The following is a 23,492-nucleotide window of genomic DNA, read 5'->3' as shown; positions in this document are numbered from 1 at the left end:
CCTCATTGCGTCAGCACGACGCCGCTGGCCGGCGACCACGACACGAACACGTCGTCGTTCCAGGCCGGCGCGCCGTCGTTCATCAGGTGCGAGCTCGACAGGTTCGACACCACCGTCTTGCCGCTCGGCAGACGTACGTGGTACAGCGAATAGCTGCCCATGTACGCGATATCGGTGACGACGCCGCGCGCCCAGTTGTGCTTCGAGCCCGGCTTCTCGCGCGACACGTGCACGCGCTCCGGGCGCACCGAGATGCCGACCGGCATCCCGAGCGGGCCGGTCACGCCGTGGCTCACGTACATGCGGGTTTCGAGGTCGTCGCTTTCGACGAAGATGTGATCGGGTTCGTCCTCGACGACGCGGCCTTCGAACAGGTTGGTCGAGCCGATGAATTCGGCCGAGAAGCGGCTGTTCGGGAATTCGTACACTTCGCCGGGTGCGCCGATCTGCACGATCTTGCCTTCGCTCATCACCGCGAGGCGGCTCGCCATCGTCATCGCTTCTTCCTGGTCGTGCGTAACCATCACGCAGGTCACGTCGACCTTCTCGATGATGTTCACGAGTTCGAGCTGGGTTTTCTGACGAATCTTCTTGTCGAGCGCGGACATCGGCTCGTCGAGCAGCAGCAGCTTCGGGCGCTTCACCAGCGAGCGGGCCAGCGCGACGCGCTGCTGCTGGCCGCCCGAGAGCTGGTGCGGCTTGCGCTTCGCGTACTTGCTCATCTGCACGAGCGCGAGCGCGTCGGCCACGCGCTCCTTGATCTCGTTCTTCGGCGTGCCTTCCTGCTTCAGGCCGAATGCGACGTTCGTTTCGACCGTCATGTGGGGGAACAGCGCGTACGACTGGAACATCATGTTGACGGGGCGGCGGTACGGCGGCAGCGACGCGAGGTCCTCGCCGTCGACGAAGATCTTGCCGGAGGTGGCCGTTTCCAGCCCGGCGAGCATGCGCAGCAGCGTTGACTTGCCGCAGCCCGAGCTGCCGAGCAGCGCGAACAGCTCGTTCTTCGCGATCGTCAGGTTCACGTTGTCGACGGCCGTGCTGTCGCCGAATTTCTTCACGACGTTTTCGATGCGCACGAACGCGTCGTTTTGCGTACGGGGCGCGATGGCCGGTTGGGTCTGTCGTGCAGCAGCGGAAGAGGGTATCGATTGCATGGGAGTCACCATTCGTTCTTCACGGATTGCAGGCGTGAGCGTCCCCGCGCGAGGCGCGCAACGCGACTCGCGGACGACGGCTCGTGCCGGATGGAACAGCGCGCGGGGCGCGCGGGCGGACGGAGGTCCGCGAATGTCAGGCGGGCAGGCGTACCGCGATGCCTGCGCCGCCGCGATGCATGGCGATCAGTGCCCCGTCTTCAACTGGGCCCACAGACGGTTCTCGAGGCGCAGGATGTCGGCCGGCATCGGCTTCATCAGCACCATCTTCTTCAGCACGTCTTCGGGCGGGTAGACGGTCGGGTCCTGCGCGACGGCCGGCGTGACGAACGGGTGCGCGGCCTTGTTCGCGGTCGGGTAGAACACGGTGTTGGTGATCGCCGCATTGACCTTCGGATCGGACACGTAGTTGATCCACTTCATCGCGGCTTCCGGGTGCGGCGCATCCTTCGGGATCACCATCACGTCGAACCACAGCAGGCCGCCTTCCTTCGGGTTCGCGAACTTGATGTCGTACGAGCGCTTCGCTTCGGCCGAACGACGGTGTGCGATGCCGACGTCGCCCGACCAGCCGAGCACGACGCACACGTCGTTGTTCGCGAGGTCGTTGATGTAGCCGGACGAGTTGAACTGGGTGATGTACGGGCGGACTTTCTTCAGGACTTCGAATGCAGCCTGGTAATCGCCGGGGTTCTTGCTGTTCGGATCCTTGCCCATGTACTGCAGCGTGGCGGCGAACACGTCGACGGCCTGGTCGAGGAACGACACGCCGCAGCTCTTCAGCTTCTCCATGTTGGCCGGATCGAACACCAGCGCCCAGCTGTCGACGGGCGCCTTGTCGCCGAGCGCCTTCTTCACCGCCTGCGCGTTGTAGCCGATGCCGTCCGTGCCGTACGCCCAGGGCACGCCGTACTGGTTGCCCGGATCGGCGTCGGCGATCATCTTCATCAGCAGCGGGTCGAGGTTCGCGAGGTTCGGAATCTTCGACTTGTCGAGCTTCTGGTACACGCCGGCCTGGATCTGCTTGGCCATGTAGTTCGACGTCGGCACGACGATGTCGTAGCCGGAGCTGCCGGCCAGCAGCTTCGCCTGAAGCGTGTCGTCGCTGTCGTAGTTGTCGTACTTGACGTGAATGCCCGTCTGCTTCTGGAAGTTCGGGATCGTGTCCGGCGCGATGTAGTCGGACCAGTTGTAGACGTTCAGCTCGTCGGCATGCGCCGACGGGCTGGCGACCGACGTGAATGCCGCCGCGGCGGCGAGGGCGGCGACGGAGCAGGCTTGGCGAAGAAAGCAGGCACGCATGGTGGAGTTCCCCTGGTTATGGCGGCGTGCGGCGCCCGCCGCACGCCTGTAGGCAAGGCCGTTACGAAATACCCAGTTGCTGGGCGGTAGCATCGACGGCCTTCTTCGCCTTCGACACGAGTTCATCGATTTCCTGGCGCGAGATCACGAGCGGCGGCGACAGCAGCATCCGGTCGCCGGTCGCACGCATGATCAGGTTGCCGTTGAAGCAGAAGTCGCGGCAGATCGTGCCGACGTCGCCGCCGTTCGCGAAGCGGCGGCGTTCGGCCGGCGCTTCGGCCAGCTGCAGGCTCGCGACCATCCCGTGGCCGTGCACTTCGCCGACGATCGGATGACGTGCGAAGGTTTCGCGCATCAGCGCCTGGAAGTACGGGCCGGTGTCGCTCTTCACGCGCTCGACGATGCCTTCGTCGCGCAGCAGCTTCAGGTTCGCGACCGCGACGGCCGCCGCCACCGGGTGGCCCGAGTACGTGAGGCCGTGATTGAATTCGCCGTTGTCGATGATCGGGCGCGCGATGCGCTCGTGGATGCCCACCGCGCCCATCGGCACGTAGCCCGACGTGAGGCCCTTCGCCATCGTGATCAGGTCCGGCTCGAAGCCGAAGTGCTGGTGCGCGAACCATTCGCCAGTGCGCCCGAAGCCGCCGATCACTTCGTCGGCGACGAGCAGAATGTCGTACTGGCGGCAGATCCGCTGGATTTCCGGCCAGTACGTCGACGGCGGGAAGATCACGCCGCCCGCGCCCTGGAACGGCTCGCCGATGAACGCCGCGACGTTCTCCGCGCCGAGCTCGAGGATCTTCGCTTCGAGCTGCCGCGCACGCGCGAGACCGAATGCTTCCGGCGTCTCGCCCGGCTGCGCCTCGCCGAAGAAATACGGCTGGTCGATGTGCACGATGTGCTCGACCTTCGACGGCATCTGCTCGTGCATGTAGCCCATCCCGCCGAGCGTGCCGCCGGCGATGGTGGAGCCGTGGTAGCCGTTCCTGCGCGAGATCACGTACTTCTTCTGCGGCTTGCCCTGCACGCGCCAGTACTGGTGCACGAGACGCAGCACCGTGTCGTTGCCTTCCGAGCCGCTGTTGCAATAGAAGAAGTGGTTGAAGCCGGCGGGCGTCACTTCCGCGAGCATCGCGGAGAGTTCGATCACCGGCGGATGCGTGGTCTTGAAGAACGTGTTGTAGAACGGCAGCTCCTGCAACTGGCGATACGCGGCGTCGGCCAGTTCCTTGCGGCCGTAGCCGACGTTCACGCACCAGAGGCCGGCCATTCCGTCGATCACCTTGTTGCCGTCCGAGTCCCACAGGTAGACGCCGTCGGCCTTGACGATCACGCGGCTGCCCGCGCGATTGAGCGCGCCCATGTCCGAGAACGGATGGATGTGGTGTGCGGCGTCGAGCGCGCGGTATTCGGCGGTCGAGCGTGCCTGCGTCGCGCGCGGCGCGGCGGCCGTGGCGGTCGGTGCGGCCGGCTGGACCCAGGCCGTTTCATTGCGGTAAGTCATGTTTTCTCCGTGATTCCGTATGCGGTTGGCACGCTTACACGTGCAGCAGCAGATGGCGGCGTTCCCACGAGCTGATCACGCGGAAGAACGCTTCGTATTCGGTTTCTTTCAGCGCGAAATACGCCTTCAGGAACTTGTGCCCGAGGATCTCGCCGAGCGGCTCGCATGCGGCCATCAGCGTCAGTCCTTCCTCGAGGTTGCGCGGCAACTGGTACGGCAGGCTGTAGCCGTCGCTGACGAGCGGCTCGGTCGGCTCCAGGCGCTGCGTCATGCCGAGATAGCCGGCCGCGAGCGTCGCCGCGAGCGCGAGATACGGATTGCAGTCGACGCCCGGGATGCGGTTTTCGATGCGGCGTGCGGCCGGGCCCGAATGCGGGATGCGGAACCCCACCGTGCGGTTGTCGTAACCCCATTGCACGTTGATCGGCGCGGCCATGAAGCGCGACAGGCGGCGATACGAATTGATGTACGGCGCGAAGATCGGCATCAGCGCCGGCGTGTACTTCTGCAGCCCCGCCAGATAGTTGTAGAACATCGACGTCGCGCCGCCGGTCTCCTGCGACGTGAACAGGTTCCGGCCCGTTTCCTCGTCGACGATGCTCTGGTGCACGTGCATCGCCGAGCCTGGTTCGTCTTCCATCGGCTTGGCCATGAACGTCGCGTACATGTTGTGACGCAGCGCGGCCTCGCGCACCGTGCGCTTGAACAGGAACACCTGGTCGGCCAGCGACAGCGCGTCGCCGTGCATGAAGTTGATCTCCATCTGCGCGGCGCCGACTTCGTGGATCAGCGTATCGATGTCGAGGTTCTGCGCGTCGCAGTACTCGTAGATGTCCTCGAACAGCGGATCGAATTCGTTGACGGCCTCGATCGAATACGACTGGCGGCCCGTTTCGGGGCGGCCCGTGCGGCCGACCGGCGGACGCAGCGGCAGATCGGGGTCCTTGTTCATGTCGACCAGATAGAACTCGAGCTCGGGCGCCACGACCGGCTTCCAGCCCTTCGCCTTGTACAGCGCGAGCACGCGGCGCAGCACGTAGCGCGGCGAGATCTCGACCGGCGAGCCGTCGAAGTGCACGCAGTCGTGGATCACCTGCGCGGTCGGGTCGACGGCCCACGGAATCAGGCGGATCGTCGACTCGTCGGGCACGCACACCATGTCGGGATCGGTCACGCCGGTCAGCGAGCCGTCTTCCGGATATTCGCCGGTGACGGTCTGCACCATCACGGCCTGCGGCAGCCGCATCGATTCGCCGGACGTGAACTTGTTGCGCGGCGTGATCTTGCCGCGCGCGATGCCGGCCATGTCGGGAATGATCGCTTCGACTTCGGTGATCCGGTGTTGTTTCAGAAAGTCTTCGATGTCTTGCATGTCTGTTCTCGTTGTCTGGTTGGCGCGCTCAAGCGAGCGCGGCGGCGGCCATCGCGCGGATGCGGGCGGCGCGGCGAGCGCGGCAGGCATCGCCGAAGGCGCGGAAGATCGCGCTCGACAGCGGGTCCTGCGCGTGTCGCCATTCCGGATGCCACTGCACGGCCAATGCGAAGGCCGGTGCATCGACGACGCTCACGGCCTCGATCAGCCCATCCGGCGCGACGGCCTCGACGGCGAGGCCGGAGCCGAGCCGCGCGACGCCTTGCTTGTGCAGCGAGTTCACGTGCACTTCGTCGCGACCGCCGGCGAGCGCATGCAGCTTGCCGCCGGGCGTCAGGCGCACGACGTGCGCGGGGCCGTATTGCGTGTCCATCGGCGCGTCGTCGTCCTCGCGGTGATCGCCGAAGCCGTCGACTTCGTGCACGCGCTGGTGCAGCGTGCCGCCGCAAACGACGTTCAGCTCCTGGAAGCCGCGGCACACGGCGAGCACGGGCACGCCCGCGACGATCGCCGCGCGCAGCAGCGGCAGCGTCGTCGCGTCGCGTGCGGGGTCGTGCTTCGTGCCCGGTGCGCTCGGTTCGCCGCCATACCGGTGCGGCTCGACGTTCGAGTAGCTGCCGGTAAACAGCAGCCCGTCGACCGCGTCGAGTACGTCGGCGCTCGACTGGCGTTCGCCGAGGGCCGGCAGCACCATCGCGAGCGCATGCGCGCCGTCGACGATCGCGGCGACGTATTTGTCGCCGACCGTATGCGACGCGTGGGCGCCTATCTGGGTGAGGTCGGCAGTGATACCGACGAGAGGTTTCCTTTCCATGACGTCAATCAGTAATCCATATGGACGTGACGCGCGTCGAGCCGGATGCGGCAAAACGCAGACGCGACACGACCCCGCAGCCGGGCGCTGGGCGCACGGACGCTGGTGAATGGGCGCAACGGGATGGCGTGGCGATCCGCGCTGCGCGCGACGATCAGGCCGTCGTTCGTTTCGTCGCGATACGCGACGCCGCAACGAATGCGCGAACGCGTTCCGTCACCGCAGGGACGATGCGGTTGGCGAATCGACGAACGAAACGAACGACGTGAAGAAAGGAGAGGCGCTACGGCAGCAGCGACGCCACTTCGTCGGTATCGACGGCGACGAAGGCGCGTGCGGAAACGGCGTTGTGGCGCCGAACGGAACGACGGGACAGGATGGTGTAGATCGACAGGTGAAGCAGGCGAGGACTATGCCAGCCGCAACTGCCGTCGGAAGCGGGAACGGCGCTGCGCAAACTTCGCACATCGCCTCGATCCCACCTCACCAGAGGGCCACGGACTCTCACGATTACACTCGACTGGTTTGTTGAAAGTATTGAACACCTGATCGTTTCGACGCGCGGGGCGTTTAAAATAATCAAGGCGCCGGCCCTGCATCATTTACGTTGACGGGCATCGATTGCTGCGTTGCGATAACGCTTTTCGATGTCTGTGAAAGCCTGATGACGCTGACCTGAGAGCCAGCATATACGAGCCAATAACGGCGTCAAATGTTTTTTAATGGTCCTGTATCAGGGCTTTCCCGAGCAGTGCGAACAAAATATTCGCAAAAGGAATCATCGACGCGCCGTTCATTATTTCGAACGCCTTTCAGGGTTTTCCCCGCTGATGTGCGGCATAAAGTGATTAGAATATTCAACGGCTGTCCCATGCGCCGTTTCACTTTGTCATCGCACTTATCGTGTCCGAAACCGAATCGATGTCCACCGAAGTTGCCGAGCGCCTGCGTTTCGTGCGCAACAAGCATGGCCTGTCGCAGCGCGAACTCGCGAAACGCGCCGGCGTCACCAACGGCACGATCTCGCTGATCGAACAGGGCCGCGTGAGCCCGTCGGTCGGCTCGCTGAAGAAGCTGCTCGAATGCATCCCGATGAGTCTCGCGGAGTTCTTTACGTTCGAGCTCGTCGAATCGCGCGCGGTCGTGTCGCGTCGCGACGAGATGCCGAACCTCGGCAACGAGTCGCTCGCGTTTCACCTGGTCGGCGCGAACGTGAAGGATCGCAACATGTGCATCCTGCGCGAGATCTACCAGCCGCTGGCCGACACGGGGCCCGAGATGCTGGTGCACGCGGGGCACGAGGGCGGCGTCGTCGTGTCGGGCCGGCTCGAGCTGACCGTCGACGGCGCGACGTGGCTGCTCGACCCCGGAGACGGCTACTACTTCGAAAGCCGTTTGCCGCATCGTTTTCGCAATCCCAGCGCGGAACTGCTCTGCGAGATCGTCTCGGCCAATTCGCCGGCGACCTTCTGACCGCGCGTCACCGCATTCGCCGCCGGCCGGCTGCGCGCCAGGCGCGGCGTGCCGCGTCGCGAATGCCAAACCATTGAGGCATCCTGATGAACAAGTTGACTTTGGCTGACTGGCAAAACAAGGCGGCGTCGCTCGAGATCGAAGGGCGCGCATTCATCGATGGCGCGTCGCGCGACGCGCACGGCGGCAGGACGTTCGACTGCGTGAGCCCGATCGACGGCCGCGTGCTGGCGAAGGTCGCCGACTGCGGCGAAGCGGACGTGAACGCCGCGGTCGCGGCCGCGCGCCGCGCGTTCGACGCAGGGGTGTGGGCCGGCCTGAACCCGCGTGCACGCAAGGCCGTGCTGCTGCGCTGGGCCGCACTGATGCGCGAGCACCTCGACGAACTGTCGCTGCTCGAGACGCTCGACGCGGGCAAGCCGATCGGCGACACGACGACGGTCGACGTGCCGGGCGCCGCATACTGCGTCGAATGGTTTGCGGAAGCGATCGACAAGGTCGGCGGCGAGGTCGCGCCGGCCGATCATCATCTTGTCGGCCTCGTCACGCGCGAGCCGGTCGGCGTGGTGGCCGCCGTCGTGCCGTGGAACTTCCCGATCCTGATGGCCGCATGGAAATTCGGCCCCGCGCTCGCGGCCGGCAACAGCGTCGTGCTGAAGCCATCAGAGAAATCGCCGCTGACCGCGATCCGCGTCGCGCAGCTCGCATTCGAAGCCGGCATGCCGGCCGGCGTGTTCAACGTCGTGCCGGGCGCGGGCGAACCGGGCAAGCTGCTCGCGCTGCATCGCGACGTCGACTGCATCGCGTTCACGGGCTCGACGGCGGTCGGCAAGCTGATCATGCAGTACGCGGCGCAGTCGAACCTGAAGCGCGCGTGGCTCGAGCTCGGCGGCAAGTCGCCGAACATCGTGTTGCCCGACTGCCCCGATCTCGACCGTGCGGCACAAACGGCGGCCGGCGCGATCTTCTACAACATGGGCGAGATGTGCACGGCCGGCTCGCGGCTGCTCGTGCATCGCGACATCAAGGACGCGTTCATCGAGAAGCTCGTCGCGGCCGCCCGCGCGTACGTGCCGGGCAATCCGCTCGATCCGTCGGTATCGATGGGCGCGATCGTCGACGGCATCCAGCTCGAACGCGTGCTCGGTTATATCGAAGCGGGGCGGGGCGAAGGCCGGCTCGTCACGGGCGGCGCGCGCGTGAACGCGGAAACGGGCGGCTTCTATGTGGAGCCGACGGTGTTCGAGGTGAAGCCCGATGCGAGGATCGCGCGCGAGGAAATCTTCGGGCCGGTGCTGTCGGTGATCGTGTTCGACGACGTCGACGAGGCCGTGCGGATCGCGAACGACACCGAATACGGGCTGGCCGCGGCCGTGTGGACGTCGAACCTGACGACCGCGCACGACGTGTCGCGCCGGTTGCGTGCGGGCACCGTGTGGGTGAACTGCTATGACGAGGGCGGCGACATGAACTTCCCGTTCGGCGGCTACAAGCAGTCGGGCAACGGCCGCGACAAGTCGCTGCATGCGCTCGAGAAGTATACCGAACTGAAGTCGACGCTGATCCGGCTGCGCTGACATGCCGGCGGGCGCGTCGCCGTCCGGCGCTGCGCCCGCAGCTGCGCCCGCAGCTTTCGTCGCGCGTTACGCGGTGCGCAGCGCGGGATGGAAGCCGGCGGCTTCGATGATCGACTGGACGCGCTCGGCGCCTTGCGCCGAGTCGACCTTGACGATCTTCGCCGCGACGTCGATGTCGAGCTTCGCGGCGGGGTCGGCGGCCGTCACCGCACGCGTGATTGCGTTGGCGCAGCCGCCGCAGGTCATGTCCTGGACTTCGAATTCCATCGTGTTCTCCCGGGTAAATGGTTGACGAATACGTTCAGCATGAAGCTTGCCACGGTTGGAAGGTCAAGCGCTCGCACGCAGTGATGGCATTGCATCAGCCATTTGTAATGCTGAAGTCTGACGAATCGCCATTTGCGTGCGCGCGTCAGTCCGAACTTTTCCCGATTGACGGCTGCACATCGTCGGCGAAATCTGGCGGAGCCTTGCGCGGCAAGGCGCGCACGGGATCGACGGCGCCCGATTCCCTTGATCGGAGTAAGGGTACTCCGAGTTGAAAATGCGAATCGATCTTAGTATCGATTCCCTTCAATATTTCCGCTCATTACGCACATGACCCGTTTCGCTATCGGTTTCGCTCTGGCCCTGCTGGGCGCCTCCGCCGCCTCCGCATTCGCTGCCGACGACGTCGTCAACCTGACGCTGAAGGACCACAAGTTTTCGCCCGATGGCGTGACGATCCCCGCCGGCAAGAAGGTGAAGTTCGTCGTGAAGAACCTCGATGCGACGCCCGCGGAATTCGAAAGCGACGACTTCAAGGCGGAGAAGGTCGTGCCGGCCGGCAAGTCGGTCGAGATTCTCGTCGGGCCGCTGAAGGCCGGGACCTACGAGTTCCACGACGAGTATCACGAAGCGCAGTCGAAGACGCACCTGACCGTCAAGTAAGCCGATACCGACATGCTGTCTACTGCCCTGATCGTCTTTCGTGAAGTGCTCGAGGCCGCGCTGGTGGTCTCGATCGTGATGGCCGCCACGAAGGGCGTGCCGCGGCGCGGCTGGTGGGTGGGCGGCGGGCTGGTCGGCGGCGTGATCGGCGCCGGCCTGATCGCGGCGTTCGCCGACGTGATCTCGCAATGGGCGTCCGGCATGGGCCAGGAAGTCTTCAACGCGGGCGTGATGTTCGTCGCGACGCTGATGCTTGCGTGGCATTGCATCTGGATGAGCCGGCACGGTCGCGAAATGGCGCTGCACATGGGCGAGGTCGGCCGGGCGGTCGCGGCCGGCAGCCGGCCGCTGACCGGGCTCGCGATCGTGGTCGGCGTCGCGGTGCTGCGCGAGGGTTCCGAGGCCGTGCTGTTCCTGTACGGGATCGCGGCGGGCGATCCGGGGCAGACGCCGCAGATGATCGCCGGCGGGCTGCTCGGCGTGCTCGGCGGCGCGGGGCTCGGCTACGCGATGTATGCGGGCCTGCTGCAGATTCCGTTGAAGCGCCTGTTCTCCGTCACCAACGGGCTGATCGTGCTGCTCGCCGCGGGCATGGCGAGCCAGTGCGTCGGCTTCCTGCTGGCCGCCGGCCTCGTGCCGTCGTGGGGCGATGCGGTCTGGGACACGTCGTGGCTGCTCAAGGAGTCGAGCATCGTCGGCAAGGCGCTGCATACGCTGATCGGCTATACCGCGCGTCCGGCGGGCATCCAGATCGCCGCGTACGTCGCGACGCTCGCGGCGATCGTCGTGCTGGCACGGCTCGTCGGCCGGCCGCGGGAAACGGTGAGGCCACCGCACGCCGCGGTGTGAGCGTGCCGGATTCGAATGAAAGAAGGGGCGTCCATGACGCCCCTTCTTTCATTCCAGATGCATGCAGTCGGTGTCGGTCAGCAGTGGTTGTCGATCCACGCGCGCGCCCATTCGAGCCCCGCGTCGCGCGCGTCGTCTTCGGTGTCGAACACGCCGAGCACGCCCGACGCCTCGACGAGCCGGTTGTTCTGCGTGATCGTGCCGCTCGCCGCGAAACGCTCGGGCTGCATGATCTCCTCCTGCTGCAGGATCGCGTGGCCCCAGATCTGGTAGCCGCGGTAGGTCTGCGCTTCCATTATCGAGTCACCTCCGCGGAGCGGCCGTGCGTGCCGACCTGCAGCACGTTGCCGTCCGGCGTGTATTGACGCGGGATGTCGGAGAAGGCGAGCGCGCGCGTCGTGTCCGGTGCGGCGGGCTGCATCACCGTGAGACGCCCGGGCGCGGGTTGCGCGACGGGGCGCGGGGCGGCCGGGGTGTCGGTCGCGGCGGGCGCGCGGTGCGAGCCGGCTTTCATGGCCTGCGCGACGCGGCGCTTGTGCGGTTTCGCGGCGGCTTTCGGGGTGGCGCTCGCGTGCTTCTCCGCGCTCTTGCCGACGCGCGCGTCGGCGCCCGGGCGGGCGGCCGGTGTGCGGGCATCCGGCATGCGAGCCGCGGGTTGCCGCGCCTCGGGCGGGTTCCAGACCTCGACATAGTGCTCGGCGGCCCAGCCCGTCGACGCGAACGTCAGCGCCAGCACTCCGCATCCAAACAGTCTTACCATTGTCTCTCCGTCATATTCGTTGCGGCGCGTCCGGCCGGGCCGGCCATGTGCATTCGCGGAAGCCGGCTCAGGAGAACACCTCGAGCCCGTGTTTCTCGACGATCTGGAGCATGCGCGCGGCGATGCCGCTGGGCCGCTTGTCGCCCTGTTCCCATTGGCGGATCGTCGATGTCGTCGTGTTCAGGTAGAGCGCGAACACGCTCTGGCTGACGTTGACCGACTTGCGGATGCGGGCGATCGCTTCCGGGTCGAATTGCGGCGCGGCTTCGATGCAGAGATCGTCGTATTCCCGCATCGTCTTCTTGTCGATCAGGTTGGCGCGATAAAGCCCCGACGCGGCGCCGTGGATCGCCTCCGTCGCGTCGCTCTTGAATCGACTCTTGGCCATTGCAACTCTCCACAAGCTCTTTCAGTGCGACCAGCGTCGCGATGTCGCCGTCGGCGTGTCGACCGACGTCCGGCGCCAGCTTTCTGAAGGCGCGCAGTTCGCGTGCGTCGATGTCGTCGCGACCGCATTTCGCGAACAGGAACACCCACGTGTGCCCGACCTTGCCCAGCACGATCCCGCGTTGCCGATTCCCGTCGAGGCGCTTCTTCCAGACGTTCCCGCCCAGATCGACGCCCTGCCCGCGGGCTAGCTCCCGCACCGCGCGGCAGAGCTCGCCATCGGCGATTCCCGCTTTCCCGGCTGCCTTGTGAAACCATCTCGTCCTGAAGACGCGTCGTACGGAAGCAGACATGTCGAGCCGGTCGAGTCAGCACGGGATTATATACCACTACGTGGTACATAATTCGACCTGGCCGAATGGCCTCCCGCACGCCGATACGACGTCCGGACGGGCCGGCGACGGCCCGGCCGGCCAGACAGACAGCCTTACTCCACCGTCACCGATTTCGCGAGGTTCCGCGGCTTGTCGACGTCGGTGCCGCGCGCGCACGCGGTGTGATACGCGAGCAGTTGCAGCGGCACGACGTGCAGGATCGGCGACAGTTGCCCGTAGTGCTCCGGCATCCGGATCACGTGCAGGCCGTCGTCGTTGACGATCTGCGTGTCGGCATCGGCGAACACGTACAGCTCGCCGCCGCGCGCGCGCACTTCCTGCATGTTCGATTTCAGCTTCTCGAGCAGCGTGTCGTTCGGCGCGACCGTGACGACCGGCATCGCTTCCGTGACGAGCGCGAGCGGCCCGTGCTTCAGTTCGCCGGCCGGATAGGCCTCCGCGTGGATGTACGAGATTTCCTTCAGCTTCAGCGCGCCTTCGAGCGCGATCGGGTAGTGCAGCCCGCGGCCGAGGAACAGCGCGTTTTCCTTGCGCGCGAATTCCTCCGACCACGCGATGATCTGCGGCTCGAGCGCGAGCACGCTGTTCAGCGCGGCCGGCAGGTGGCGCAGCTCCTTCAGGAATTGCGTCTCCTGAGCGGCATCGACGTGCCCGCGCAGCTTGCCGAGCGTCGCGGCCAGCACGAACAGCGCGACGAGCTGCGTGGTGAACGCCTTCGTCGACGCGACGCCGATTTCGGTGCCCGCGTGCGTCAGGAACTGCATTTCGGTCAGGCGCACCATCGCGCTCGTCGCGACGTTGCAGACCGCGAGCGTATGCGTATGGCCGAGCGATTGCGCATGCTTGAGCGCCGCGAGCGTGTCGGCCGTCTCGCCCGATTGCGAGATCACGAGCACGAGCTGGCGCGGGTTCGGTACCGACTCGCGGTAGCGGTATTCGCTGGCGATCTCGACCTGGGTCGGGATCTTCGCGATCGATTCGAGCCAGTACTTCGCGGTGAGGCCCGAGTAGTAGCTCGTGCCGCACGCGAGGATCAGCAGGCTGTCGATCTGCGCGAACGCGGCGGGCGCGGCGTCGCCGAACAGCGTCGCGTCGAACGCTTCCGTCTGCGGCACGGTGTCGCCGATCGCGCGCGGCTGCTCGAAGATTTCCTTCTGCATGAAGTGGCGATAGGGCCCGAGCTCGACCGCGCCGCCGTATGCGCTGACGACGCGGATCTCGCGCTGCACGGTGGCGCCGTGGCGATCGACGATCGTCACGCCGTCGAGCGACAGCTCGCACACGTCCCCTTCCTCGAGGAACGTGAAGCGGTCGGTGCTGCCGGCGAGCGCGAGCGCGTCGGACGCGAGGAAGTTCTCGCCGTCGCCGTGGCCGACGACGAGCGGCGAACCCTGGCGCGCGCCGACGACGGTGTGCGGCTGGTCCTTGTGGATCACCGCGATCGCATACGCGCCGTGCAGCTGCCGAATGGCTTCGCGCACGGCGTCGAACAGGTTGCCGCGGTACACGCTGTGCACGAGGTGCGCGATCACTTCGGTGTCGGTCTGCGACACGAATTCGTAGCCCTTCGCGCGCAGCGCGTCGCGCAGCGGCTCGAAGTTCTCGATGATGCCGTTGTGCACGAGCGCGAGCGCGCCCGACGAGAAGATCGGGTGCGCGTTGTGCGTGACGGGCGCGCCGTGCGTGGCCCAGCGCGTGTGTGCGACGCCGGTCGTGCCTTCGAGGTGCGTGTCGCGCACCTGCGCGTCGAGGTCGGCGACGCGTGCGACGCTGCGCGCGCGCTTCGGTGCGCCGGGTTCGAGCACGGCGACGCCGCACGAGTCGTAGCCGCGGTATTCGAGGCGCCGCAATCCTTCGATCAGCACCGGGACGATATTACGTTGCGCAACTGCGCCGACAATGCCGCACATGTATGGTCAATCCTGTCAGTCGAAGCGGGCGCCGTGCGGGCGCCCGCAAAAGGTTCAGCTCTTCTTCTTGACCGGGCGGACGTAGCCGCTCTTCGCGGTCTGCGTCTTCTCGTTCAATGCGAGGACGCCTTCGGCGACGTCCTTCCAGATCGTCGTGCCGGCGGCGATCGTCACGCCGCGGCCGACGCGCACGGGCGCGACGAGCTGCGTGTCGGAGCCGACGAACACGTCGTCCTCGATCACGGTGCGGAACTTGTTCGCGCCGTCGTAGTTGCAGGTGATCGTGCCCGCGCCGATGTTCACGCGCGCGCCGATGTCGGCGTCGCCGATGTACGTGAGGTGGTTCGCCTTCGAGCCGTGGCCGATCACCGCGTTCTTCACCTCGACGAAGTTGCCGACGTGCGCTTCGTCCGCGAGCCGCGCGCCGGGGCGCAGCCGCGCGTACGGGCCGATCACGGTGTGCGCGCCGAGTTCGGCGCCGTCGATGTGCGAGAACGCGTCGATGCGCGTGCCCGCGCCGACCGACGCGTTGCGGATCACGCAGTTCGCGCCGATCGTCACGTTGTCGGCGAGCGTCACGTTGCCTTCGAACACGCAGTTCACGTCGATCGATACGTCGCGGCCGCAGCGCAGCGTGCCGCGCACGTCGACGCGGGCCGGATCGGCGAGCGTGACGCCGTCGACGAGCAGCGCATCGGCGACGTTACGCTGGTGAATGCGTTCGAGCTCCGCGAGCTGCGCCTTGCTGTTCACGCCGAGCGTTTCCCATTCGTCGTCGGGCTGCGACGTGACGACCTCGAAGCCGGCCTCGATCGCGAGTTCGACGACGTCGGTCAGGTAGTACTCGCCCTGCGCGTTTTCGTTCTTCAGCGCACCGAGCCACATCGACAGCTGGGCCGTCGGCGTGACGATGATGCCGGTGTTGATCTCGGCGATCTTCAATTCTTCCGGCGCCGCGTCCTTCTGCTCGACGATGCGCGTGACGAAGCCGGACGCGTCGCGCACGATGCGGCCGTAGCCGGTCGGGTCGTCGAGCGTGACGGTCAGGATCCCGTAGCGGCCCTCGCGCGCGGCATCGACGAGACGCTGCAGCGTCGACGCACGCGTGAGCGGCACGTCGCCGTACAGCACGAGCGTCGGCTGGGCGGGATCGAGAAGCGGCAGCGCCTGGCGGACCGCATGGCCGGTACCGAGCTGCTCGGCCTGCACCGCGAACTGGACGTCGGGTGCGGCGACGGCGGCCTGGACCTGCTCGGCGCCGTGGCCGACGACGACGACGAGCCGGGACGGCTGCAGCGTGCGCGCGGTGTCGATGACGTGGGAGAGGAGCGGCCTGCCGGCCAGGGGGTGAAGCACTTTCGGCAGCGCGGAACGCATGCGCTTGCCGGTGCCTGCCGCCAAAATCACGATATTCATGGCGCGCGCTTGGTCAGGGAGTTCGAAGCCGTCCATTTTAGCACGCGGCCCCCGCCGTTCCGGGCCTGCCGCGGCGGCCGCGCCACGCCGGAAAGGGCGCTCGGCGCCCGGTTCCGGCGGGTGTTCCAGCCCTGCTTACAGGTCGTCGAACTGGACGATCGAGATCGGTCGGGCGGCGCCCGGCGCCGCCGGGTCGTCGCCCGACGCGCACGGTTCCTCGTCGAACGCGATGTCGCCTTGCGGATCGGCTTCGCCCGTCGCGCGCAGCGACTGGAACGGGTACAGCGTCGTGTCCATCAGGTGCGACGGCACGACCTTCGCGAGCGCGTTGAACATGTTCTCGACGCGGCCCGGGAAGCGTTTGTCCCATTCGCGGATCAGCGCCTTCATTTCCGCGCGCTTCAGGTTCGGCTGGCTGCCGCACAGGTTGCACGGGATGATCGGGAATTCGCGCAACTCCGCGTATTTCTCGAGATCGGTTTCCTTCACGTACGCAAGCGGGCGGATCACGATGTTCTTGCCGTCGTCCGACTGCAGCTTCGGCGGCATCCCTTTCAGCTTGCCGCCGTAGAACATGTTGAGCAGCAGCGTCTGCACGATGTCGTCGCGGTGATGGCCGAGCGCGATCTTGGTCGCGCCGAGCTCGCCGGCCACGCGGTACAGGATGCCGCGGCGCAGCCGCGAGCACAGCGAGCAGGTCGTCTTGCCTTCGGGCACGAGCCGCTTGACGATGCTGTAGGTGTCCTGGTTCTCGATATGGAACGGGATGCCGACCTGTTTCAGGTATTCGGGCAGCACGTGCTCGGGGAAGCCCGGCTGCTTCTGGTCGAGGTTCACCGCGACGATGTCGAAGTCGATCGGCGCGCGCTCGCGCAGGCGCAGCAGCACGTCGAGCATCGCGTAACTGTCCTTGCCGCCCGACAGGCACACCATCACCTTGTCGCCCTGCTCGATCATGTTGTAGTCGCCGATCGCCTGGCCGACCTGGCGTGCGATCCGCTTGAACAGCTTGTTGTTCTCGTACGCTTCCTTCTGCTCGCGACGCGTCAGCGCCTGGCGGCCGGCCGGCGCGGCGGCGTCGTCCTGCGTGGCGGCATCGGCCGCCGTGTCGTTCATGTGGGGGGCGTTCATGCGCGCTCCTCGTCCTTGATGCGAAAGACTTCGACGCCGACGGCGTCGCAGTCCGGATAGGCGTCCGGTTTCTCGGTACGGACGCGTACCGCGCGCACGGCATCGTGCGCCAGCAGGTGCGCGGCGATCGAATCGCACAGCGTTTCCTGCAGGTGGATGTGGCCGCGCGCGAGGCACTGCGCGACGCTCTGCTTCATCAGGTCGTAGTCGACGACTTCGTGCAGCCGGTCGTCGACGGGCGTCGACTGGGCGAGCGGCACGAACAGGTCGACGTTGATGACGACGCGCTGCTCGCCGCGCTTCTCGTGTTCGAAGGCCCCGATGTTGATGTGCACCTCGTAGTCGCGCAGGTAGAGCCTGCGGCAATCCGCGAGGCGGGGGTGCAGGAGAGCGGAAAACATGGTCGTCCCAGTCAAATTGGCGTGCGCGCACGCAAAGCGGCGCGGGCGGCGGCGATCACGCCGCGCCCGCGCGGTTCATTCATTCGGGCCGGCGGCGGGCGGCACCAGGTGCTCGCCACCGTCGACGGTCAGCGTCGCGCCCGTCACGCCGGGCGCGCTCGCGAGATAGCAGGCGGCCGCCGCGATGTCGTCCGCGTGCGGCGCGTGGCCGCGCACGAGCGCCGCGACCCGCACCTTCGGCGCGAGCGCCAGCGCGAGCGCCGACGTCGCGCGGTTCAAGGCGGCCTGCATCAGCGCGTGCGACAGCTGCGCCGGTGCCGGGTGAAACAGGGCCTGATCCAGCACGTGGATCGCGCACGCGCGCAGCGCTTCGTGCTCGCACGCGGCGTCGGGCGTCGCATCGGCGAGCGCGCGAGCCAGCGCGAGCGGCGCCGTCACGTTGCGCGCGAGCGCGGCGGCGAGCGACGCGCCGTCCACCGTGTGCGCGTCGTCGGCGCCTGCGCTGGCGCTGACGAACACCCCGCACGTGGGCCGGCCGAGCGCTTCGCCGCATGCTGTGACGAGGGCCGCGGCATCGGCTTGCAGGGCCAGATCGGCGTCCAGCACGGCCGCGCGGCGGCCCAGCGCCGCGACTTCGGCGACGAGCGCGTCGGCGGCCGCGCGCGGCGCGCCGTGGCTGCGCTGCAGCGCGACGTCCCAGCCGCGGCGTGCGAAACCCGTCGCGAGCGCACGGCCGATCGACGCGGCGTCGGCCGCGCTGCCCAGGGCGCCCGTGACGAGCACCACGCGTTGGGGCGACGTATCGGCTGAAACGGTCATTTACAATGCCGGGATGAACCCGAAAGCTCACGAACCCGCTAGTTTACCTGCTCCCGGCCCTGACGCGCTCGCGCAGTCCGAAACCCTTGCCGCTCAATTGCGCGACGAGATCGTGGCGGCCGGCGGCTGGCTGCCGTTCGACCGCTTCATGGAGCGGGCGCTGTATGCGCCGGGCCTCGGCTACTACAGCGGCGGCGCGCGCAAGTTCGGGCGCCGCGCCGACGACGGCAGCGACTTCGTCACCGCCCCCGAGCTGTCGCCGCTGTTCGCGCGCACGCTCGCGCAACCGGTGGCCGAGGCGCTCGCGGCGAGCGGCACGCGCCGCGTGATGGAGTTCGGCGCGGGCACCGGCAAGCTCGCGGCCGGGCTGCTCGCGGCGCTCGACGCACTGGGCGTCGAACTCGACGAATACCTGATCGTCGACCTGTCCGGCGAATTGCGCGAACGGCAGCGCGACACGATCGAGGCCGCAGTGCCGGCGCTGGCCGCGAAGGTGCGCTGGCTCGACGCGCTGCCCGAGCGGTTCGACGGCGTCGTGGTCGGCAACGAAGTGCTCGACGCGATGCCGGTGCGGCTGTTCGCGAAGGCGGACGGCGCGTGGCGCGAGCGCGGCGTCGCGCTCGACGCGCGACAGGCGTTCGTGTTCGACGACCGGCCGGTCGGCGCAGCCGGCCTGCCGGCGGTGCTCGCGGCGCTCGACGTCGGCGACGGCTACGTGACCGAGACGCACGAGGCGGCGCTCGCGTTCACGCGCACCGTGTGCACGATGCTCGCGCGCGGCGCGGTGCTGCTGGTCGACTACGGTTTTCCGGCGCACGAGTATTACCACCCGCAGCGCGACCGCGGCACGCTGATGTGCCACTACCGTCACCACGCGCACGACGATCCGTTCATATACCCGGGCCTGCAGGACATCACCGCGCACGTCGAATTCACCGGCATCTACGACGCGGGCGTCGCGACCGGCGCCGATCTGCTCGGCTACACGTCGCAGGCGCGCTTCCTGTTGAACGCGGGCATCACCGACGCGCTGGCCGCGATCGACCCGTCCGACGTCCGCGCCTTCCTGCCGGCCGCGAACGCGGTGCAGAAGCTGATTTCGGAGGCCGAGATGGGCGAGCTGTTCAAGGTGATCGCGTTTTCGCGCGGGATCGACGGCACGCTCGACGCGTTCGCGCGCGGCGACCGCTCGCACGTGCTCTGACGGGGCTGGGGCCTGTTTCCATATGGAACGCGCATGCGAATGCCCGAAATCGCTCGTAGGGCAAGGAGTGAGGAGCGCCGTTTGGCCGCGCCAAACAAGCGACGAGCGACGCCGCCATACGGGCGATTTCGGGCATTCCCGTGACATGATTTTTTTAATTTGGGGTTGCCACGAGAACGGCCGCTCGCCGCGTTGCGCTCCTTGCGAATACGTCAAGTATTCGCGGCGTCGCGCGCCTCGCGAGCGGCCGTTCTCGTGGCAACGCATGCGCGTTCCATATGGAAACAGGCCCTAGCATGCTGCGCTGGCTATTGACGACGTTCATCGCGGTGATGATCCTGACGCGCTGCTGGCCGTGGCTCGGCAAGCTCGGCATCGGGCGGATGCCGGGCGACGTCACGCTGACGCTCGGCGGGCGGCGCTACCCGTTCCCGTTCATGTCGACGCTGGTGCTGACGATGCTGGTATCGATGGTGGCGCGGCTGCTCTGAGCCGCGCCGAACAGAGGGGCGCGCGTCACAGCTCGATTTCGCCGAGGATCCGGTGCGCGAGCGCCTTCGCCTCGTCGAACGCTTCTTCCTCGCTGGGGCTCGTCGAGTGGACGTCGTAGCGCATGTTCTCGGTGTCGTCCCCGTCGTCGCGCGCGAGGATCACGTAACCCTGGAACTGCCCGTTGCCCGCATGCTGGGTATGCGCCTTGGCCGTGTAGATGCCTTTCGTGAACGTGTTGGTGTCCATCGAGGTCTCCCGCAAAAAGGACACTTCATCGTAGCACTGCGGCGCAGCATGGTGAGCGCGGTTTATCGGTGACCGATCAGCGCCGGCCACCGCTCCTTCCTCGTTCCGTTCCTTCAACCTTCGAGCAGCGCGACGACCTCGTCGAGCGTCGGCGCGTGCGCGCCCGTGTGCCGGCACGCGGCGGCGCCGGCCGCCAGCGCGAACGCCAGATGCTCGCGCCAGCCGCGCTGCGGCGCGGCCATCAGGCTGAACAGCAGGCCGCCGATCGACGCGTCGCCCGCGCCGACGGTGTCGGCCACCTCGACGGGCGGCGGGCTGGCCTCGTGCACGTCGCCGTCCGCATGGAGCGTCGCGGCCTGCGCGCCGCGCGTGACGAGCACGGCCGCCCGCGGGTTCAGCGCGCGTACCGCCGCGATCGCGTCGGGGCCGTCGCCGTCGAACAGGTGCCGCAGGTCTTCATCGGACACCTTGATCAGGTCGGCGAGGGCGGCCATCTTCTCCAGCGTCGGCCGGTACGCGGCCGTCATCAGGTTGCGCACGTTCGGATCGAAGCTGATCTTCACGCCGCGCGCGTGCAGGTCGGCCGCAAGCGCGATCAGCGTGCCCGCGAGCGGCTCGCGCACGAGGCTGATGCAGCCGAAATGCGCCCACTTCACGTGATCGGTCCAGCCGGCCGGCAGCCGCGCGGGATCGAACGCGAGGTCGGCGCTCGCTTCGCCGATGAAGAAGTACGCGGGCGGGCGCGTCTCGTGGACGATCGCGAGCAACGGCGGCCGCGCGACGCGCTGCAGGAAGCGCAGGTCGAGCCCGGCCGCTTCGCTCGCATGCCACAGCACGTCGGAGAAGCAGTCTTCGCCGATCGAGCCGGCGAGCGCGCTCGGCACGCCGAGCCGCGCGACCGCGCGCGCGACGTTCCAGCCGGCGCCGCCCGGCACCGACGTCCACTGCGCGTCGCCCGCGCGCACCATGTCGGTCAGGATGTCGCCCGCCGACACGAAAGCCGGAAACGTGCCGCCGCTCATTGCGTCGGCTCGCTGCGTTGCGTGCGCGCGAGGGTCGCGAGCACGTCGTAGCATGCGCCCATCGTGTGATAGTCGGTCTTGCCGGCCGGGCTCTTCTCGTCGCTGTACTTGCGGTTGTCGCAGGTGAGGATCCGGTACCACGCGCCGTAGCGGTGATCGACGAAATGCGCCCAGCTGTAGCGCCAGATCTCGTCGTACCAGTCCCAGAAGCGCTCGCTGCCGGTGCGCGCGCCGAGCATCGCGGCCGCCGCGAAGGTTTCCGCCTGCACCCAGAAATACTTGTTGTGGTCGCAGATCGTGAAGTCGGGGCCGAAGCCGTAGCAGAGGCCGCCGTGATCGGCGTCCCACGCGTGGGTGAGCGCCGCGTCGAACAGTTCGGCCGCGCGCGGCGCGAGCCAGTCGAGCGGGCGGTGCCGCTCGAGGATCAGCAGCAGCTTCGCCCATTCGGTCTGATGCCCGGGCTGGAAGCCCCACGGACGGAAGATGTTCGAGCTGTCTTCCTTGTTGTAGTCCCAGTCGATCGACCAGTCCGCATGGTAGTGCTCCCATACGAGCCCGCCCGACAGCGCGGCCTGGCGCTGCGTGATGTTGCTGGCGAGCTTTTCCGCGCGATCGAGGTACGTGAGATGGCCGGTCGCCTCGTAGGCGGCGAGCAGCGCTTCCGTCATGTGCATGTTCGCGTTCTGGCCGCGATACGACGACACGTTCCAGTTGGGCGTCGCGTCGTCTGCATACAGGCCCGCGGCCGCATCCCAGAAGCGGTGCTCGGCGAGCTCGTAGGTTGCGGCGATCAGCGGGCGCGCTTCGTCGATGCCGGCCATCGTCGCGTGCGCGGCCGCGAGCAGCACGAACGCGAGCCCGTAGCAGTGGCGCGTGCCGTCGAGCGTCGCGCGCTTCGCGCCGTCGCGCCAGTCGAGTTCCCAGTCGTAGCCTTGCAGCGCGTCGTCCCAGTGCGCGTCGCGCAGGAAGCGCAGCCCGTGGCGCGCGTAGTCGAGATGGCGCGGATCGCCGAAATGGCGGTACGCCATCGCGTAGTTGAAGACGAACCGGCAGGTGCTGACGAGGTGGCGCGACGTGCGGTTGTAGATGGTGCCGTCGTCGCGGAAGTAATGGTAGAAGCCCCCCGTCGGGTCGAATGCGTGGGTCGCGTAGAAGCGCAGCGTGTCTTCGATGTGCGACAGCAGGAACGACGGGTCGCGGAAGCTCGCGACGAACGGGGCGGCTTGTGCTTGGCCGAGCGGCGCGGCGGCGCGGGATTGGACCGGGGGCATGTTCATGATTCTTGGACCGTGGCGATATCGAGTGCCGGGGAGCTGGCGGGCTGGCTGCTGGCCCGCACGATCAGCTCGACGGGCAGGGAAATCTCGGTGCGCTCGGGCGATTCCGCGAGCAGCAGCTCGACGCCGCGGCGGCCGAGCGCTTCCTTGTCGACCGCGAGCGTCGTGAGCGGCGGGCTCGCGTGCGCGGCGGCCGGGATGTCGTCGAAGCCGACGATCGCGATGTCGTCCGGAATCCGCAGGCCGCGCGCGATGCACACGCGCTGCGCGGCCAGCGCCGCCGCGTCGTTGTACGCGAACACGGCTTCCGGGCGCGGGCCGGGCGCGTCGAGCAGTTGCTCCATCGCCCGTGCGGCGCCGGTGTCGGGGTCGAGCCCCGCGTCGATCGTCACTTCGTAGGCCGGATCGAACAGCCGCCCGGCTTCGAAGAACGCGCGCCGATAGCCGATCGCGCGCTGCGCGATGCTGTAGTGCGCGGCCGAACCGCCGATGAAGGCGATCCGCGAGCGGCCGGTGGCGAGCAGATGGCTCATCGCGAGCGCCGCGCCCGTCGCGTTGTCGATGTTGACCGAGCGCAAGCCGGGCGCCCACAGGTCGATCAGCACGAGCGGCCGGCCGGTGGCGGCGAGCGCCTCGATCGTCTCGGGCTCGATGAAGCCGGCGACCGCGATCGCGTCGGGCGCGTGCGGGCGCATCTGGCGCAGCACGTCGTCGTTCGGGCCGACCGTGAGCAGCGTCGGCACGATGCCGCGCTCGCGGCACGCGTCCTCGACGCCGTGCAGCACGTGCGAGAAGAACGGGCTCGCGGGAAAGCGGTTGTGCTGGCGGTGCAGCAGGAACGTGAGCCGGCGGATGCGCGGCCGCAACTGCGCGGAATCGTAGCCGAGCTGCCGCGCGATCTCGACGATGCGCGCACGCGTGGCCTCGGACAGGCCGGGCTGGTTTTTCAGCGCGCGGGAGACGGTGCCGATCGAAACCTCTGCCGCCCGCGCCACATCGCGAATGGTCGTACCCATCGTTCGGGGTCCGTTTGTTTAGGGTGGAAGCGATTGTA

Annotated in this window: 25 protein-coding genes and 1 pseudogene; 6 read left to right on the top strand and 20 right to left on the bottom strand. The window is 67.5% G+C overall.

Annotated features, from left to right (window positions below; translation table 11 throughout):
- Nucleotides 1-2: 2 nt before the first annotated feature.
- From potA to HWX09_RS33750, 6 genes are all read right to left on the bottom strand, one after another.
- Complete coding sequence (gene potA / locus HWX09_RS32200) at nt 3-1,157, bottom strand: polyamine ABC transporter ATP-binding protein (protein WP_027785641.1); 1,155 nt, start codon at nt 1,155-1,157, stop codon at nt 3-5.
- A gap of 186 nt (nt 1,158-1,343) precedes the next feature.
- Complete coding sequence (locus HWX09_RS32195; RefSeq protein WP_027785640.1) at nt 1,344-2,459, bottom strand: polyamine ABC transporter substrate-binding protein; 1,116 nt, start codon at nt 2,457-2,459, stop codon at nt 1,344-1,346.
- Between the two features lie 61 nt (nt 2,460-2,520).
- Nucleotides 2,521-3,963 carry an aspartate aminotransferase family protein gene (locus HWX09_RS32190; protein ID WP_027785639.1) on the bottom strand — a complete coding sequence of 481 codons (1,443 nt, stop codon included), beginning with the start codon at nt 3,961-3,963 and terminating at the stop codon, nt 2,521-2,523.
- A gap of 34 nt (nt 3,964-3,997) precedes the next feature.
- Entirely contained in the window at nt 3,998-5,335 is a 1,338-nt protein-coding gene (locus tag HWX09_RS32185) for a glutamine synthetase family protein (protein WP_027785638.1), read from the bottom strand.
- Between the two features lie 28 nt (nt 5,336-5,363).
- Nucleotides 5,364-6,149, bottom strand: coding sequence for a gamma-glutamyl-gamma-aminobutyrate hydrolase family protein (locus HWX09_RS32180; RefSeq protein ID WP_027785637.1), 786 nt, complete (start codon nt 6,147-6,149; stop codon nt 5,364-5,366).
- Between the two features lie 283 nt (nt 6,150-6,432).
- Nucleotides 6,433-6,615 (bottom strand): hypothetical protein, encoded by a 183-nt coding sequence (locus HWX09_RS33750; protein WP_006488040.1) that lies wholly within the window; start codon nt 6,613-6,615, stop codon nt 6,433-6,435.
- Between the two features lie 455 nt (nt 6,616-7,070).
- On the opposite strand from HWX09_RS33750, the gene HWX09_RS32175 reads away from it, so the two are divergent.
- The gene (locus tag HWX09_RS32175; RefSeq protein WP_027785636.1) at nt 7,071-7,622 is read left to right on the top strand and encodes a cupin domain-containing protein; all 552 of its coding nucleotides are present in this window, start codon (nt 7,071-7,073) and stop codon (nt 7,620-7,622) included.
- Nucleotides 7,623-7,708: 86 nt separating this feature from the next.
- Entirely contained in the window at nt 7,709-9,199 is a 1,491-nt protein-coding gene (locus HWX09_RS32170) for an aldehyde dehydrogenase (RefSeq protein WP_027785635.1), read from the top strand.
- A 66-nt stretch (nt 9,200-9,265) separates the two neighbouring features.
- Here the strand turns inward: HWX09_RS32170 and HWX09_RS32165 are convergent, their stop codons facing one another.
- The gene (locus HWX09_RS32165; RefSeq protein ID WP_006477591.1) at nt 9,266-9,466 is read right to left on the bottom strand and encodes a heavy-metal-associated domain-containing protein; all 201 of its coding nucleotides are present in this window, start codon (nt 9,464-9,466) and stop codon (nt 9,266-9,268) included.
- Between the two features lie 330 nt (nt 9,467-9,796).
- Between HWX09_RS32165 and HWX09_RS32160 the strand changes: the two genes are divergently transcribed.
- Nucleotides 9,797-10,129, top strand: coding sequence for a cupredoxin domain-containing protein (locus tag HWX09_RS32160; protein WP_027785634.1), 333 nt, complete (start codon nt 9,797-9,799; stop codon nt 10,127-10,129).
- Nucleotides 10,130-10,141: 12 nt separating this feature from the next.
- A complete protein-coding gene (locus HWX09_RS32155) occupies nt 10,142-10,978 on the top strand; it encodes an FTR1 family protein (protein ID WP_027785633.1) in 837 nt (278 codons plus the stop codon).
- 77 nt (nt 10,979-11,055) lie between these two features.
- Here HWX09_RS32155 and HWX09_RS32150 read toward each other — a convergent pair whose 3' ends face one another.
- From HWX09_RS32150 to HWX09_RS32110, 9 genes and pseudogenes are all read right to left on the bottom strand, one after another.
- Nucleotides 11,056-11,274, bottom strand: coding sequence for a hypothetical protein (locus HWX09_RS32150; protein ID WP_027785632.1), 219 nt, complete (start codon nt 11,272-11,274; stop codon nt 11,056-11,058).
- Nucleotides 11,274-11,738, bottom strand: a complete 465-nt coding sequence (locus tag HWX09_RS32145) for a hypothetical protein (protein ID WP_027785631.1) — start codon at nt 11,736-11,738, stop codon at nt 11,274-11,276. The genes HWX09_RS32150 and HWX09_RS32145 overlap by 1 nt, the downstream gene beginning before the upstream one ends.
- Before the next feature lie 67 nt (nt 11,739-11,805).
- Nucleotides 11,806-12,126 (bottom strand): DNA-binding transcriptional regulator, encoded by a 321-nt coding sequence (locus HWX09_RS32140; protein WP_027785630.1) that lies wholly within the window; start codon nt 12,124-12,126, stop codon nt 11,806-11,808.
- Nucleotides 12,122-12,478 (bottom strand): annotated as a pseudogene (locus HWX09_RS32135) (type II toxin-antitoxin system RelE/ParE family toxin); the annotation flags it as partial. The pseudogene HWX09_RS32135 and the gene HWX09_RS32140, both read right to left, overlap by 5 nt.
- A gap of 134 nt (nt 12,479-12,612) precedes the next feature.
- Nucleotides 12,613-14,430, bottom strand: a complete 1,818-nt coding sequence (glmS, locus tag HWX09_RS32130) for a glutamine--fructose-6-phosphate transaminase (isomerizing) (protein ID WP_027785628.1) — start codon at nt 14,428-14,430, stop codon at nt 12,613-12,615.
- A 54-nt stretch (nt 14,431-14,484) separates the two neighbouring features.
- On the bottom strand, nt 14,485-15,846 hold the full coding sequence (gene glmU / locus HWX09_RS32125) for a bifunctional UDP-N-acetylglucosamine diphosphorylase/glucosamine-1-phosphate N-acetyltransferase GlmU (RefSeq protein WP_027785627.1): 1,362 nt from the start codon (nt 15,844-15,846) through the stop codon (nt 14,485-14,487).
- Between the two features lie 135 nt (nt 15,847-15,981).
- Nucleotides 15,982-16,977, bottom strand: a complete 996-nt coding sequence (gene ttcA, locus HWX09_RS32120) for a tRNA 2-thiocytidine(32) synthetase TtcA (protein ID WP_027785626.1) — start codon at nt 16,975-16,977, stop codon at nt 15,982-15,984.
- A complete protein-coding gene (locus tag HWX09_RS32115; RefSeq protein ID WP_027785625.1) occupies nt 16,974-17,378 on the bottom strand; it encodes a dihydroneopterin aldolase in 405 nt (134 codons plus the stop codon). Before HWX09_RS32115 ends, ttcA begins: the two co-directional genes overlap by 4 nt.
- A 75-nt stretch (nt 17,379-17,453) precedes the next feature.
- Nucleotides 17,454-18,197: an SDR family oxidoreductase gene (locus HWX09_RS32110; RefSeq protein WP_027785624.1), complete on the bottom strand. Its 744-nt coding sequence runs from the start codon at nt 18,195-18,197 to the stop codon at nt 17,454-17,456.
- A gap of 13 nt (nt 18,198-18,210) precedes the next feature.
- Between HWX09_RS32110 and HWX09_RS32105 the strand changes: the two genes are divergently transcribed.
- Together HWX09_RS32105 and HWX09_RS32100 are read left to right on the top strand one after the other, a co-directional pair.
- On the top strand, nt 18,211-19,401 hold the full coding sequence (locus HWX09_RS32105) for an SAM-dependent methyltransferase (RefSeq protein WP_027785623.1): 1,191 nt from the start codon (nt 18,211-18,213) through the stop codon (nt 19,399-19,401).
- A 296-nt stretch (nt 19,402-19,697) separates the two neighbouring features.
- Nucleotides 19,698-19,892 carry a DUF2905 domain-containing protein gene (locus HWX09_RS32100; RefSeq protein ID WP_011546377.1) on the top strand — a complete coding sequence of 65 codons (195 nt, stop codon included), beginning with the start codon at nt 19,698-19,700 and terminating at the stop codon, nt 19,890-19,892.
- Between the two features lie 25 nt (nt 19,893-19,917).
- On the opposite strand, the gene HWX09_RS32095 is transcribed toward HWX09_RS32100, so the two are convergent.
- The 4 genes from HWX09_RS32095 to HWX09_RS32080 all read right to left on the bottom strand — a co-directional run bounded on the left by HWX09_RS32095 (nt 19,918) and on the right by HWX09_RS32080 (nt 23,454).
- Nucleotides 19,918-20,139 carry a hypothetical protein gene (locus tag HWX09_RS32095; protein WP_027785622.1) on the bottom strand — a complete coding sequence of 74 codons (222 nt, stop codon included), beginning with the start codon at nt 20,137-20,139 and terminating at the stop codon, nt 19,918-19,920.
- Between the two features lie 113 nt (nt 20,140-20,252).
- Complete coding sequence (locus HWX09_RS32090) at nt 20,253-21,161, bottom strand: carbohydrate kinase (protein WP_027785621.1); 909 nt, start codon at nt 21,159-21,161, stop codon at nt 20,253-20,255.
- Nucleotides 21,158-22,438, bottom strand: a complete 1,281-nt coding sequence (locus tag HWX09_RS32085; RefSeq protein ID WP_027785620.1) for an AGE family epimerase/isomerase — start codon at nt 22,436-22,438, stop codon at nt 21,158-21,160. Before HWX09_RS32085 ends, HWX09_RS32090 begins: the two co-directional genes overlap by 4 nt.
- Nucleotides 22,435-23,454, bottom strand: coding sequence for a LacI family DNA-binding transcriptional regulator (locus HWX09_RS32080; RefSeq protein WP_027785619.1), 1,020 nt, complete (start codon nt 23,452-23,454; stop codon nt 22,435-22,437). The genes HWX09_RS32085 and HWX09_RS32080 overlap by 4 nt, the downstream gene beginning before the upstream one ends.
- Nucleotides 23,455-23,492: the final 38 nt, after the last annotated feature.

The sequence above is a fragment of the Burkholderia sp. BCC1208 genome, assembly GCF_902833095.1.
Taxonomy (GTDB): domain Bacteria; phylum Pseudomonadota; class Gammaproteobacteria; order Burkholderiales; family Burkholderiaceae; genus Burkholderia.
Note: the sequence above shows the minus strand (reverse complement) of the source record. Positions and strands in the feature narration are given on the sequence as shown.

Coding starts and splice junctions, on each gene's coding strand:
- potA (WP_027785641.1), bottom strand. CDS start 1,157: ATGCAATCGATACCCTCTTCCGCTGCTGCACGACAGACCCAACCGGCC.
- HWX09_RS32195 (WP_027785640.1), bottom strand. CDS start 2,459: ATGCGTGCCTGCTTTCTTCGCCAAGCCTGCTCCGTCGCCGCCCTCGCC.
- HWX09_RS32190 (WP_027785639.1), bottom strand. CDS start 3,963: ATGACTTACCGCAATGAAACGGCCTGGGTCCAGCCGGCCGCACCGACC.
- HWX09_RS32185 (WP_027785638.1), bottom strand. CDS start 5,335: ATGCAAGACATCGAAGACTTTCTGAAACAACACCGGATCACCGAAGTC.
- HWX09_RS32180 (WP_027785637.1), bottom strand. CDS start 6,149: ATGGAAAGGAAACCTCTCGTCGGTATCACTGCCGACCTCACCCAGATA.
- HWX09_RS32175 (WP_027785636.1), top strand. CDS start 7,071: ATGTCCACCGAAGTTGCCGAGCGCCTGCGTTTCGTGCGCAACAAGCAT.
- HWX09_RS32170 (WP_027785635.1), top strand. CDS start 7,709: ATGAACAAGTTGACTTTGGCTGACTGGCAAAACAAGGCGGCGTCGCTC.
- HWX09_RS32165 (WP_006477591.1), bottom strand. CDS start 9,466: ATGGAATTCGAAGTCCAGGACATGACCTGCGGCGGCTGCGCCAACGCA.
- HWX09_RS32160 (WP_027785634.1), top strand. CDS start 9,797: ATGACCCGTTTCGCTATCGGTTTCGCTCTGGCCCTGCTGGGCGCCTCC.
- HWX09_RS32155 (WP_027785633.1), top strand. CDS start 10,142: ATGCTGTCTACTGCCCTGATCGTCTTTCGTGAAGTGCTCGAGGCCGCG.
- HWX09_RS32150 (WP_027785632.1), bottom strand. CDS start 11,274: ATGGAAGCGCAGACCTACCGCGGCTACCAGATCTGGGGCCACGCGATC.
- HWX09_RS32145 (WP_027785631.1), bottom strand. CDS start 11,738: ATGGTAAGACTGTTTGGATGCGGAGTGCTGGCGCTGACGTTCGCGTCG.
- HWX09_RS32140 (WP_027785630.1), bottom strand. CDS start 12,126: ATGGCCAAGAGTCGATTCAAGAGCGACGCGACGGAGGCGATCCACGGC.
- glmS (WP_027785628.1), bottom strand. CDS start 14,430: ATGTGCGGCATTGTCGGCGCAGTTGCGCAACGTAATATCGTCCCGGTG.
- glmU (WP_027785627.1), bottom strand. CDS start 15,846: ATGAATATCGTGATTTTGGCGGCAGGCACCGGCAAGCGCATGCGTTCC.
- ttcA (WP_027785626.1), bottom strand. CDS start 16,977: ATGAACGCCCCCCACATGAACGACACGGCGGCCGATGCCGCCACGCAG.
- HWX09_RS32115 (WP_027785625.1), bottom strand. CDS start 17,378: ATGTTTTCCGCTCTCCTGCACCCCCGCCTCGCGGATTGCCGCAGGCTC.
- HWX09_RS32110 (WP_027785624.1), bottom strand. CDS start 18,197: ATGACCGTTTCAGCCGATACGTCGCCCCAACGCGTGGTGCTCGTCACG.
- HWX09_RS32105 (WP_027785623.1), top strand. CDS start 18,211: ATGAACCCGAAAGCTCACGAACCCGCTAGTTTACCTGCTCCCGGCCCT.
- HWX09_RS32100 (WP_011546377.1), top strand. CDS start 19,698: ATGCTGCGCTGGCTATTGACGACGTTCATCGCGGTGATGATCCTGACG.
- HWX09_RS32095 (WP_027785622.1), bottom strand. CDS start 20,139: ATGGACACCAACACGTTCACGAAAGGCATCTACACGGCCAAGGCGCAT.
- HWX09_RS32090 (WP_027785621.1), bottom strand. CDS start 21,161: ATGAGCGGCGGCACGTTTCCGGCTTTCGTGTCGGCGGGCGACATCCTG.
- HWX09_RS32085 (WP_027785620.1), bottom strand. CDS start 22,438: ATGAACATGCCCCCGGTCCAATCCCGCGCCGCCGCGCCGCTCGGCCAA.
- HWX09_RS32080 (WP_027785619.1), bottom strand. CDS start 23,454: ATGGGTACGACCATTCGCGATGTGGCGCGGGCGGCAGAGGTTTCGATC.